The sequence below is a fragment of the Cardinium endosymbiont of Culicoides punctatus genome, from assembly GCF_004354815.1.
In the GTDB taxonomy this organism is placed as follows: domain Bacteria; phylum Bacteroidota; class Bacteroidia; order Cytophagales; family Amoebophilaceae; genus Cardinium.
This window is the reverse complement of the sequence record NZ_QWJI01000004.1, coordinates 18,521-32,330: the sequence shown is the minus strand read 5'-3', so window position 1 is coordinate 32,330 and position 13,810 is coordinate 18,521. Positions and strand designations below refer to the sequence as shown.

At 33.8% G+C, this 13,810-nt stretch carries 10 protein-coding genes; all 10 read left to right on the top strand.

From position 1 onward, the window contains the following. The first annotated feature begins 48 nt into the window (after window positions 1-48). Window positions 49-846, top strand: coding sequence for an oxygen-dependent tRNA uridine(34) hydroxylase TrhO (gene trhO, locus CCPUN_RS01340; protein ID WP_165941893.1), 798 nt, complete (start codon window positions 49-51; stop codon window positions 844-846). 112 nt (window positions 847-958) lie between these two features. Next, window positions 959-1,837: an ACP S-malonyltransferase gene (fabD, locus tag CCPUN_RS01335; RefSeq protein ID WP_133281791.1), complete on the top strand. Its 879-nt coding sequence runs from the start codon at window positions 959-961 to the stop codon at window positions 1,835-1,837. 230 nt (window positions 1,838-2,067) lie between these two features. After that, window positions 2,068-2,502, top strand: a complete 435-nt coding sequence (locus tag CCPUN_RS01330) for a helix-turn-helix domain-containing protein (protein WP_165941892.1) — start codon at window positions 2,068-2,070, stop codon at window positions 2,500-2,502. Window positions 2,503-2,878: 376 nt separating this feature from the next. Continuing rightward, window positions 2,879-3,658, top strand: a complete 780-nt coding sequence (locus tag CCPUN_RS01325) for an ankyrin repeat domain-containing protein (RefSeq protein ID WP_133281789.1) — start codon at window positions 2,879-2,881, stop codon at window positions 3,656-3,658. A 132-nt stretch (window positions 3,659-3,790) separates the two neighbouring features. Continuing rightward, the gene (gene glyA / locus CCPUN_RS01320) at window positions 3,791-5,077 is read left to right on the top strand and encodes a serine hydroxymethyltransferase (RefSeq protein WP_165941891.1); all 1,287 of its coding nucleotides are present in this window, start codon (window positions 3,791-3,793) and stop codon (window positions 5,075-5,077) included. 693 nt (window positions 5,078-5,770) lie between these two features. Next, window positions 5,771-8,029 carry a VapE domain-containing protein gene (locus CCPUN_RS01315; RefSeq protein WP_133281788.1) on the top strand — a complete coding sequence of 753 codons (2,259 nt, stop codon included), beginning with the start codon at window positions 5,771-5,773 and terminating at the stop codon, window positions 8,027-8,029. Between the two features lie 461 nt (window positions 8,030-8,490). Continuing rightward, window positions 8,491-10,281, top strand: coding sequence for a type VI secretion system tip protein VgrG (gene vgrG / locus CCPUN_RS01310; RefSeq protein WP_133281787.1), 1,791 nt, complete (start codon window positions 8,491-8,493; stop codon window positions 10,279-10,281). Window positions 10,282-10,350: 69 nt separating this feature from the next. Next, window positions 10,351-10,659 (top strand): PAAR domain-containing protein, encoded by a 309-nt coding sequence (locus CCPUN_RS01305; RefSeq protein WP_133281786.1) that lies wholly within the window; start codon window positions 10,351-10,353, stop codon window positions 10,657-10,659. A 24-nt stretch (window positions 10,660-10,683) separates the two neighbouring features. After that, the gene (locus tag CCPUN_RS01300; RefSeq protein WP_133281785.1) at window positions 10,684-11,088 is read left to right on the top strand and encodes a GPW/gp25 family protein; all 405 of its coding nucleotides are present in this window, start codon (window positions 10,684-10,686) and stop codon (window positions 11,086-11,088) included. A gap of 217 nt (window positions 11,089-11,305) precedes the next feature. Further along, entirely contained in the window at window positions 11,306-13,792 is a 2,487-nt protein-coding gene (locus tag CCPUN_RS01295; protein WP_133281784.1) for a hypothetical protein, read from the top strand. Window positions 13,793-13,810: the final 18 nt, after the last annotated feature.

Genomic DNA, 13,810 nt, shown 5'->3' with positions numbered 1-13,810 from the left:
TGCCATACAAAAATATAGTCTGAATATCACATGTTTAAAGTAGCAACTTTGTACAAGTTTGTACCACTGAATGACCTAACCGCATTACAACAGAAACTTCAATCTATATGTAAAGAGCTAAGCGGAACACTACTTATAGCTCCTGAGGGTATAAATGGGACCATTGCAGGATTGCCCTCTGTACTAGCGCATGCAATAGGTCAAATTACATCGATACCACCATTTGAGGACCTTTGGTATCAATATTCTGAAGCTAGCCAAAAGCCATTTCGCCGACTGAAAATTAGAATAAAAAAAGAAATTGTAACAATGGCTCAACCTAAGATTGATCCAACGAAAATCAGTGGCCAACATGTTTCAGCTGCAGATTGGAATGCTATTTTAGATAAAGCAGCTATAGTTATTGATGTTCGAAATGATTACGAACACCGCATTGGCACTTTTGAAGGTGCTGTAAACCCTAAGACAACTTACTTTAATCAGTTCCCTGATTTCGTAGATGATCATCTATCCCCTTATAAGGACAAACCTGTTGCTATGTTCTGCACGGGAGGTATTAGATGTGAAAAAGCATCTTCCTATATGCTTACACATGGATTCAAAGAAGTGTATCAATTAAGCGGTGGCATACTTCAGTATTTGGACAAAGTTACAAAGGATAGAACTAGATGGAAAGGAGAATGTTTTGTTTTTGACGAAAGGATATCTCTAGGGCATGGTTTAGAACAAGGTAGCTGCCTACTCTGTTATGGATGCCGAATGCCCCTAACGTCTGATGACTTAGATAGAGACTACCAACCTGGTATTCAATGCAAATACTGCCTGAATAAGAAAAAGCACATGTAATTCAAAATAGATCAGCAGGAAAATTATTCATTTTATACAGCATAACTTCAATCTTAGCACTGCTCATTACGATTCCATGTAAATCATGGTATATTAATATAAAACCGTTTATATGAAAGCTTATTTATTCCCTGGACAAGGGAGCCAACAGAGAGGCATGGGAAAAGCCTTGTACGATAACAGTTCCCAAGTACGTCAAATGTTTGAAACAGCTAATCAGATCTTAGATATGGATATGATCTCCATCATGTTAGATGGTTCTGAAGAAATATTAAGAGATACGACTGTGGCGCAACCTGCTATTTTTTTATGCTCAATTGCAATGGCTACTGTTTCTACAGACTTCCAACCATCCGCTGTTGCTGGTCACTCTTTAGGAGAGATAACAGCCCTAGTGGCTAGTCAAGCAATGCAATTTGAAGATGGACTAAAGTTGGTAAAAGCCCGCTCGAGGGCTATGAAAAAAGCTTGTCAGTTTGTTCCTGGGAGCATGGCAGCAGTAATAGGCCTAAGTGATAAAGCCATCCAAGAAGTGTGCAGCCATATTACGGAAGAAGTAGTGGTGCCAGCGAATTATAACTGTGAAGGACAATTGGTTATTTCGGGGAGTAAAATAGGAATAGAAATGGCCACCGAAATGCTTTTAAAAGCTGGGGCCCGAAAGGTAATACCATTGCGTGTAGAAGGTGGTTTTCACTCCCCCCTCATGGAGCATGCCAGGACAGATTTTGCACATACGCTTGCATCTACTCCTATTTCTCAACCTATTTGCCCAATCTATCAAAATGTAACAGGATTGCCAACAAATGATCCACAAGCTATAAAGAAAAACCTCTTACAGCAGCTTGTTGCACCTATTTATTGGACAGCAACCATTAAACATATGATCGCAAATGGCATAACCGAATTTATTGAATGCGGCCCAGGTACTGTTTTACAAGGACTAGTTCGAAAAATAACTCCTCTTATACATTGTAAATGTATACAATAGATTAATTCAATCATAATACATATTACCATATTAACGTAATTAAGATTGTTCGCCTTCTTTAGATTATGCTATTTTGCAAATGTTTAGCATTCTGCTATATCCTACCAATACCATACCGTACATTATTGATAATGCAATAACCATAAACGCATTTCTTTGACTATCGTATCAGCACACTTGAATAAATAAAGTCCTTCCCTAAGCTGTTAAGGGCCATGTATATTACGTTCATGGAAAATCATAAAGGAAAAATAGTTCAGGCGGCCATTAAGAAAAGCGGCTACCAAATAACCGCTCTAGCGGAAAAATTAGGTATTGCGCGTAATACGCTTTACACAAAGCTAAAAGACGCAAAACTAGATGATGGGTTTATTATTAAAGTTAGCAATGCCATCCATTATGATTTCTCTTCAGACTTTCCACATCTGAATAATAAATGTGATACTTCTTCTACTGGTATCATTACGTACAATGTAAAAGGAGCGTATAGAAATCCAGATTTTGTTGAATTACAAGCATTAAATAAAAAATATTTGACGCTTATTGAAGAATATAATAAGCTTTTTAAAATTTTAATACTTCTTGCCAATAACAATGATCTCATTGGCATCAAAAAAGAAATTGCAGAATTTATGGAAGAAGAAGAAAAAGAAAGGAATGCATAAACACACATCCGGTTTATTTTAGGGAAAGGTAGAAAGCTATAAGCTATGTCCATGGCGAGAAATTTCTCTTAGGAAAGTAATAAGGCAACTATAATCAAAAAAACTTTTTAGAAAGCAAACCAATTATCCATTTTTTGCTATACTTAGCTCAATATTGAAAAGAAGTCCGCTAAACATCAGTACTCACACAAACAACCATCACATTTTTTAGGTAATTTTTCGTAATTTAGGAATGTGCATTATGCAATTCTGTATGTAACATATACAAATCATTTAAATATATGTGAAGATATTGAACTATCTAATGAGGTAGTGTTTCCAATTAAAATGCGATGCAATATCTTTTTATTAACCAAACCCAATACTTATCCAATATATGAACAATAGCCAAACAGCCATTTTTTTTATCAAATGCACACAAATAGCCTCTGCGTGTTTGATGCTACTTACCGTTTCTTGTGCTAAACGAAATGATCAATATGGTACAAAACATAAATTAACTCAAGATCAGCAGCAACAAAATATGATATATAGTAAATGTAGTCCTAAACGAATCAAATTTACACCTCAGGACCAATATAATAAACTTTTAGAACTATTAAATGATGAAAAGCTAGAGGATTTTATAGACTTGTTACGTTTTGTGCCTGATATAAACTTCACTGATAATAATGATCAGACATTGCTTCATCATGCAGTGAAAGATAATCAACCGCACACTACTGAAGTATTATTAAAAAAGAATGCCAATATCTATGCTAAGTCTAAGGATGGCATGACACCAATTGACATAGCAAAGATAAATAACAATCCAGATATTGAAAGTATGTTGTTGAAGAAACATAACAATATCATCCAATCTTTTCATAAGGCGATTAGGGCGAACAAATTAAAGCAAGTGCAGAAGTTGTTGTCTCAAGGTTGTGATGTAAATGCACCAGATATTAATGGCATGACCCCACTTATTTTAGCAACAAAATTTGGCTATTGGAATATTTTTCAAGAACTATTGAAGGTAGAAGGTATTAATATTTATCATACTGACAATCAAGTATTTGATGCGTTTTATTATGCAGGTATTGCAAAACATTGTTATCCATCGTTCTATAACCTATTAGAGGAACAAAAAAACAAGAAAGAACACCGTAAGGCTTAGCAAAAAAACAGGTTTGTAGTACGCGAAGTATTGTAAAAACATATTTCTATATATCTTAGCTATAGAACGAAATATACTAGAAAGATTGAAATCGTTCAATTAAGGCATTGCAACTAAAAAATCAAGAATAGTATGATAAGACAGGATACAACTATCTTTTCACTTATAGCAAAAGAAAAAAAAAGACAAACAGAAGGCGTAGAATTAATAGCTTCAGAAAATTTTATTTCTGCTCAAGTAGGGGCTGCAGCCGGTAGTATTCTTACAAACAAATATGCAGAGGGGTTGCCTGGAAGCCGTTATTATGGTGGTTGTGAAGTTGTAGATGCAATAGAGTCACTGGCTATTGAGCGAGCAAAAACACTATTTAATGTGGAATGGGTGAACGTACAGCCCCATTCTGGTTCACAAGCCAATGCGGCACTTATGATGGCTGTTTTAAACCCTAAAGATAAAATTTTGGGATTCAATCTAGCACATGGCGGTCATTTAACACATGGATCTCCTGTAAACTTTTCTGGGAAATTATACCGTGCTTCTTTTTATGGTGTAAATAGAGATACTGGATATATCGACTGGCAAGAAGTTGCACAAAAGGCTAGAGCAGAAAAACCAGCCATGATTATTTGTGGTGCTTCTGCCTACAGTCGTGATTGGGATTATGCTCAACTTCGTTCTATTGCAGATGAAGTAGGTGCTTTTTTATGGGCAGATATTGCACATCCTGCTGGTCTTATTAGTAAAAATTTATTAAATGACCCCTTTTCCCATTGTCATTTTGTCACCACTACTACACATAAAACATTACGAGGTCCACGTGGGGGTATGATCCTTATGAAAAAAGATTTTGAAAATCCATTTGGTAAAAAAAATGCCAAAGGAATCCCTCATAATATGTCTACCCTACTTAATGCTGCAGTATTCCCTGGTACACAAGGTGGACCTTTAGAGCATATTATCGCAGCTAAGGCTATCGCATTTCATGAAGCTATGACTAATAGCTACAAAGATTACGTTATACAAGTACAAAAAAATGCAAAAATTATGGCGCAAACTTTTATGGATAAAGGCTATAAAGTTGTATCAAATGGAACAGATAATCATCTATTGCTTTTAGACTTGTCTAATAAAAAAATTACTGGTAAACAAGCTGAAGCTGTTTTGCAAAAGGCGGACATTACTACCAATAAAAATTTGATCCCTTTTGATGTTACTTCGCCTATGATTACTTCAGGTATCCGACTTGGAACAGCTGCTATAACCACAAGAGGATTACTAGAGTCAGATGTATTATTAATCGTAGAATGGATAGATGCTATTTTAAAAAATGTGGAAAATGATACGCAAATTAAAAAAATAAAAAAAGAGGTTAATAGCCATATGCGCAAATTTCCATTAACAACAGTTGACAATCAATAATATCATTATTAGTGAATAAGGAATATTATTTTCATTTTAGTTTATTTTTTTTGTTTTTTCATAAAAAAGATTGATATTGTTTCCTAGTGTTTTAAATAACACATTGTTTGTAACAAGCAATACTTTAGATCTAGAGTTTGTTGTTGCATTCAAAGTCGAATAAAATGTCATAAAAAATGTTAATCAGGGAAGTGAATTGTCTACGAACAAGTATCATTTAGTATATTTAGTTGGAATTTTATAATAGTTATCTATTGAATTATTGTTATAGAGTTACTGGGGGAGTTTAATGTCCAGTATTTTACATTTTTGCAAAAAAACATAGATCAGAGGCTGATGCAATAGGTCTAAAAAACCCACCAAAGGCTCATTTTTTTGAGATAAAAGCTTCTGTTATAAATTGTTTTTTAGTTGTGCGAAACTGATCTTTAGGTTACGCATACGCTTAGGCTCCTAAAGTTTAAAAAGACAAATTTAAACAATAACTAACATAAAATAGACTTATGGCTAATGCTTGTCTATGGCCCTTTCCTCCCTTGAGTTTAGTATAAACAACATTTTTTCATTTATAAAAGACATTAGGGAGACTAATGCATAATGTACAGTATGTAGAGTGCTTAATACATGCTATGCATAGGATTTTGATGCTTACAATGAACTCAGATTAGTATTAATCATGAGATGAATATTGGTATGGTAGTAAAAAAAATAATTTTAGAAAAAATCAGCGAGGAATCATTAATTCGTCATGTTATTCCAACATTCAACCCCATATTGGATGCTAATACACATAAATCAATATTTTCAAAAAATGGTGTTGGGTTTGATTTTTTTATTTCTCTAGATCACGGAAAATGGAAATTTAAAAATGATCAGACAAATTATCAAGGAGACGTATTTAGTCTATGGGGCTATTACTATGGTTTAGACGCGAAAATGCAGTTACAAGATATTGTAAATAAGATGAATCATGAAATGGCTCTTGGGCTAGAAGCTGAACAAGTATCATTACATAAACAAAATAAGTCTGATAAAGTCAGGAATACCCGAGATCTTCAAATTGAATATGTTTCCACTTCAGATATCCATAGTACTAAACTATTTTTAGCTTATTGGGCCCAATTTGGCATTACGCAAGAAATATTAACAAAATTTGATGTGCGACAAGTTGAACGAATCCATTTTGTTAGCAAAGCAGGTCGGCTATTTCATTTTGATTATCTTACCCCGGAAAAAACAAAAATAACTGTTTGCTTTCATATAAATGGTAGGGTGAAAGTGTACGTTCCTGAAATACCTTCTGATTTTTTTAACAATGATACAGTCTTCGCTGGTCAAAAAATGTCTTTTGATTATAAAGATCAAATAAGTTCAGATATTTTTGGTTTAGCTCAACTATCTGAAGCATATATGCCATGTATTTTATTTACTATAGGAGAGCAGCATTGTATGACTGCCTATGCAAATGGTTTTCATGCAGTGTCACTACAATCATACGAAGTAAAACCTACGGTAGCATTGTTGCAAAATTTGTATGGCCGTTCTGCCGCATTATTAAGCTGCTATGGAAATAGTCCTGCTGCTATTCGAGAAGCTAAGCGGCTAGAAAATTTGTATGGTATTGTTGCTGTGCAGCTACCAGAAAATGTTAAAGATCTGACTGAATATTTCCAAAAGTATAGTGCTGAAAGTTTCGCAGTTTTATTAGAAACAGGCATTGCTAAAAGCAAAAGGTTTCAGCTTTTTCGAGAAAACATAAAAGAAATAGGCAGTAGAAAAATAAATATATCTTATTTTGAGTCAAAAAAATATTTACTGAATGCATTTGAATTTAGATATAATGCCCTTTCTTTAAGTATGGAAATACGTTCTAAACAGGAACCAGGTGAATGGAAAACATTAGATATTATAGCATTATGCTCAGAATTAAATAGAAACCAAATCAATATTTCACCTGCAAAACTCAAATCTTTTTTATTGTCTTTACATGTAGAAGAAGAAAATCCACTACAATCTTATTTTTTAGCATTTGAGACAAAAAAAATAGACACTGTAGATTATATAATGGAGCTTGCACAACATGTTATCTTAGAAGATACTAGTGATACAGCCTTTGAACATTGGTATTTGCATCTTAAGAAATGGATGATACGTGCCATTCATGCTATATTTGAAGAGACTGCTATCAATAACCATGCACTGATACTGATTACAAAGAATCAAAATATCCCTAAAAACTTCTTCGTTGATTTTTTGACCCCTTCAACACTCACCCGTTATTACACGGATAATCTTGTTTTAAAAGACAAGAAAGCATGTCAATGCACATTAGCTTCTTCCTTTATTATTAATCTACCAGAACTATATCAATATAGAGGCTATATAAAAGCTTTGCAATTACAGTCATTGATAGACCAATCTGGTGTACATGTTTGGGTACCCTATCAAAAAAACATTCTATTGAAACCTAGAATAGCATCTTTTGTAGGTACGATTAACGCATCAGAAAGTCTACGACATTCTAAGCTAAGTACCAATCATTTTATAAAGTTTTTTATATCTGGAACTAAAAATATAGCGCATAAACCTAGTAACCTATTGGATTTAGCTTGGCAACAAGCCTATAATCTATATAAAAAAGATAATAAAGCTGGAGAACTAAATACGGAGGAGCTACAAAACTTACAAAAACGGGTGGTCCAATTTGGACGCAGGAAAATAGAGGTAGGCTTATTGGAGAAGTATATTGTACCCTCTACAAAGAAAAATGGGACCTTTATGATGACTTCAGACATATTACAATATTTACAAGAATGCGCTGGCCTCTCTATTAAGCTAAATAAAATAGCTTTAGGTAGGGCATTAAAAGAATTGGATTTTAAGAGATGTAAATTTGGAAATATACCCAATATGCAAAGATATGGCTATTGGGTCGACAGAAAATCAACTTAAAAATAAACTTTCTGCAAACCGCCTGCCAGCAAGTCTTTACATTTTTGAGAGCAAAAAAAGGTTGAAAAAAAAATCCTTTCGGGACATGTATATTTTTAGATATATGCTATGTTTTGTAAAGGTTTTCAGGAACGTAGCAACAACTTGTAGTTTATTACAGTGCATAATACTTGTAAAATTCATCTTTATTTACTTTCTTATTGTTAGGGCATTTTTTTCTAGTAGCTAGGTGTTTGCATAGTCAAATGCTTAACTAATTAAGGAGGTTTGTTGCAAAACAAAATTAAATAAAAGACTTAGCACAAAAAACAGGCTAAGCATGTTTGTATGCACTAAAACTGCTGCAGACTAATTAATAGGATATCAAGGAGGAAATAATTTCTTGCCTGGTTATAAACGTTTTGTAATGACCATTCCCTAAAAGATTTGTTTTTACGTTAAGATTTTATCTCCTAATACTAATGAGTTCCATACCAGGTGATGTTATTAATTATTCTATAAAAGTAGGTTCTAAAACCTTAGATACAAAGTATCCTATACATTCCATAATTATTGATAAACAAATTAATAAAATACCTTATGCAAGGGTAGTGTTATATGATGGAGATATTCAAACACAAACGTTTTCTATAGCTAATGCCAAAATTTTTTCTATAGGTGATAAGCTTTCTATACAAGCTGGCTATGGAGATTCCCTTGAACAAATATTTGAAGGTGTTATCGCAAAATTAGCTATTCAATCAAACGGATTAGTACCATCTACACTTACAGTAACATGCAGAGATGCAGCTTATAAGACAACCATTTCCCCCAAAACGATCCATTTTGAAAAAAGTAAGGACAGTGACCTCTTTAAAAAAATTTTAGGTGCTTACAGTGGTCTAAAAAGCAAATTTGAAACTACTGGTATCATACATGAAAACATCTCTCAACATGAAATATCAGATTGGGACTTTTTGAATATCCGTGCAGAAGCAAATGGACAAGTGATAGTTGTAAATGATGGAGAAATATCTATAAAAAAACCAAAAACTACTGGAAAAGGAGCTTTTTCCTATACATATGGAGTTGATTTCGTTGATTTTGAAGTAGAAATTGATTCAAAAGATCAGTGGGCTGGAGCAACGGCTGTTTCTTGGGATAGCGGTAAGCAAAACATTATATCTGCCAAAGCAGATGAACCCGGCGAGCAATCTATGGGAGATGTATCCTATAAAAAATTGACTTCTGCTACACAGCAAGATTCAATTTCTATTTCCCATGGAGGTATATTAGATAACTCAGAGATAAAAACATTAGCAACCAGTGTACTAAACAGAAGGAGAATAGCTAAAATACGTGGTTCTGTTACCATTCCTGGTAACGCAGCATTACGTAGTGATCAGCTTATAACCATAACAAAAGGTGCTAGCCATTTTTCAGGAGATGCATACGTTTCTGGAGTGCATCATATACTATCTAGTGGAGCCTGGCAAACAACACTTACGCTAGGGCTAGATACAAAGCGATATATACATCAGTATACCGACATTGGTTCTCTGCCTGCCGCAGGAATGATGCCACCTGTACATGGATTACAAATTGGCATTGTAAAAAAAATTACAGAAGATCCACAGAAAAACAATCGTATTTTTGTGCATTTACCTTTGGTACAAGAAAAGCCTAAAGAAGGTATTTGGTGTCGACTAGCTTCATTCTATGCCAACCAAAAGTCAGGTGCTTTCTTTATTCCAGAATTAGAAGATGAAGTAGTTGTTGGTTTTGTCAACGACGATATTAGGCATCCTATTATCATAGGCTCATTGTATAGTCAGAAACATATGCCTCCTAAAACCATTGATGATAAAAACCTGTTTAAGTCTTTTGTGTCTAGAGAGCAGTTAGAGCTTACTTTTCATGATGATAAAGATGGACCTGAAATTATCATTAAAACACCTAAAGGGGGACTGATACAAATATCCGATAAGAAAAAAAGTATTGAAATACTAGACCAAAATAGCAATAAAATTATTTTAGGAAAAGATGGTATTGACATAACCAGTAGTAAAAGTATCAATCTAAATGCCGGATCTAACATAACTATAAAGTCAGGGAAAGATGTTGTCATCAATGGTGCGCAAAACGTAAACTTAAAAAGTATGAATATCAATGCACAAGCTTCTATGAAAGCTGTTTTAAGTGGCAACGCAAGTACAGAAGTAAAGTCTAGTATGGCTACTATTGTCAAAGGGACAACCGTACTCATCAATTGATAGAATTATTTAATATATTTTAAAATAGAATAGACGTTTTTTTATTAGGACATCAAACAATTAAAAACTATGCCACCTGCAGCCGTATTACTCAACAAGCACATGTGTCCCATGGTAACACCAGGACCAGTTCCTGTGCCTCATGTTTCTGGAGGTATGATTATGTTAGGCTGTCCCACTGTACTTATAGGCAAATTTCCTGCGGCAAGAATGGGAGACACATTGCTTTGTAATGGACCACCACCACACCCTGATACTATTATAAAGGGCTCATTAACCGTTTTAATAGGCAAAAAACCAGCAGCCCGTCTAGGAGATACCACAGGGATGGGTGGAATGATATTACAAGGTTGCCCTACAGTGATGATAGGTGGATAATGATACATAATTTGTGCAAACCATATGGAAGATGAAAATGATTTTTTAGGTATAGGCTGGAAATTCCCACCTTCATTTAACCAACATAGTTGTTCTGTGGAAATGGTAAGTGGGTTACAAGATGTGCGAGAAAGCTTAATGATTTTAATGCGTACCAAAGTAGGTGAGCGAATTGTTGAAGAGCAGTATGGATGTGACCTTACGCCACTTGCCTTTCAACAGTTGGATCTCAACTTAAAAACCTTTATGGTAAATAATATTAAGCAAACCATTACGGTCCATGAGCCAAGAGTAGATGTGCTTGAAGTACAATTGAATACATTAAATGACGAAGAAGGGACTATGGACATTAATGTAACCTACATGGTTAAAGCATTAAATGTAGAAGATACGATTCAATATAATTATCATCCTATATTTAATAAATAACCTATACATATTATGGCATATTTGTTTATTATCTGTTTTTTCATGATATATACTTAGCGCTGAATTGTTTTTAGGGTTTTTGCGTTTGTTTGTATGCAATTAAAATGCATTTTATACAAAGAACATACTAGTGCAAGTACAGACATATTTTGTTAATTGTGTCTTAATTGCATTACAATTTCGAAGGGAATAATATATTTTTATATCAAAAGCGACCATGCCAAATATTCCAATTGAGCTTGACTACTCCTTCCTAAAAGGAGAAGGAATTAATTATATCAGACAGTTAGCAGGAAAAAAATGGACAGACTATGGAGATCATGACCCTGGAATTACCATTTTAGAAGTACTCTGTTTTGCAATCATGGATCTAGAGTATAGAACCAATTTTTATATAGAAGATCTATGGGCTAATGATCCAAACAGAAGGGAAAAACCAGATGAAAAATTATTTTATAAAGCGGAAGAAATACTTCCCTGTAATCCATTAACAAAGTGGGATTTTTTAAAAATTGTTTTAGACGTTCCCGGCGTAAAAAATGCAAATATTTTTTTAAGTGATGGTCCACAAGAAATAAAGGGAGGATACAAAATTTTTGTAGATGTAGAAGAACGTGCTAAAAATAAACCCCAAGAAATAGAAATTTTAGATGAAATAAACAAAAGATTACATGATAAGCGAAACCTCTGTGAAGATTTTTTTCTTATCCAGCCTATGAAACCTCTTGATGTGCGTATTAAGGCTACTTTTGAAGTACATAGTTATTTATCTTATGAAGAAGGGGAAGCAATTATAGCACAAATATTGCACTCTTTTCAAGAATTTCTATTTCCACGCATACCATTTTACAGCATAAGCCAGTTACTAGAAAAGGGTAGAACCATAGATCAAATTTTTACAGGCCCTCTTTTAACCCAAGGATTCATAGATGAACAAGAACTCATATATGTAAAAAATAGACCTAGTATCTATGTGGCCGAACTACTTGAAAAAGCAACCATGCTACCTAGTATTAAAGGAATACTTGATTTTGATATTTCCATTGATGGTGAAAGAAATAATGTTATCATACAAATTCTATCAGATCAAGCTTTGAGTCTTAATATTCCCCAAAGTGACATTAGCCTATCCTATAATGGAATGCCATTAAATATAGAGTGGACAAAAGTACTTCAATTCCTAGAAGATATGAAAGGAAGGGGAGCATTAACGAAAACGTACCTCCAGGAGGAAGAAATTTTTGTTTTAGAAGGAGCGTATAGAAATATAAAAGATTATGTTTCTATACAACAAGATTTCCCGTTACTCTATAATGTTGGCCATGAAGGATGTACGCCATCAGAAACAGATGACAATCAGGCAAAATCAAAACAATTAAAGAGTTATTTAATGTTTTTCGACCAAATTTTTGCTAGTTATTTTGGTCAGTTGTCTAACATCAAACATACTATGGCCATTTATAGTGATGATTGTAATAACCCTGATGGACAACTGCCATTAGATGTACCTAGAATGGATACCATTATCAAACAGATTACCAAAGAAGATTCTGCAAGTAATGACATTGATTTTGTAGTACAAAGAAAATTTTTAGATTTGAAATCTAAAATCAAATATGCTTGTAATGAACAAGATTATATTCCAAATGAATCCATAAAAGAATATATTTCCTACATAAATGCAGCATCAGAAAGTGATATTCGCAGTTTAGACAAACGGTCAAGATTGCTAGACCATATGTTAGCCTACTTTGCAGAACGATTTACCACATACTCACTCCATCTTTATTATAAGAGTGAAGAAGAGCGATTAGACATGTTGAATACAGATAAAGCGCTCTTTTTAAAAGATTATGTTAATATTAGCGGAAACAGAAATAGAGCAACGGATATTAGTAAAAAAAATACAGATGACTGGATCCATTATCGGCTATCTGGTTTCGAAAGACGCCTGTATCGCAATTTAGGTATTAAACGTCTAGAAAAACGTTTCCTACATGAAATAGTACGTGATAATTTATATTTTGAACCCAAAAGTGCACAGCATGCTTTTGATATTTTCCTAGGTAAAAATCACCAAACTGAATATAATAATTTATTCATTTTCAATGGAAAATATAAAAACATTCGATCATTAGCCATCATTTATGGTATGAATGAAGCCTATTACCATATTGTCAAGAACCATAATGGCACATATAGCATTCTGCTATATGTGGATAAAGCGAAGAAACATACCATTGAATTAGCTGTAGGTACCCATCCACTTGTTTCTATTGAGCAAGCAGAGTCTATTATACAGCAGAGTGTAGAGCTATTTCGATCATTTAATGAAGAAAGTGAAGGATTTCATCTTATAGAACATATCTTGCTTAGAGAGAGCGATACGCTAACAAGCGAACAGGATCCTTATTCATTTAGGATGACGATGGTATTTCCTTCATGGCCAACTAGATTTCAACAATATGCATTTAGACGTTTTGTAGAGGAAATGATTGCAACAGAAAGTCCAGCGCATATACTTACAAATATTTTATGGTTAGACTTTGAGGATATGGAAAACTTTGAGCAAGCATACAAATATTGGCTAACACTAAAGACAGATCCTCAAGCATCACAGGTAGAAGTCAATAATGCAGCTGAAGCATTGATGCATGTTATAGAATTTTGTAACGAAAAACCAAGCATCTGTTTATATACATAAAAAAATTAGATTGATAAT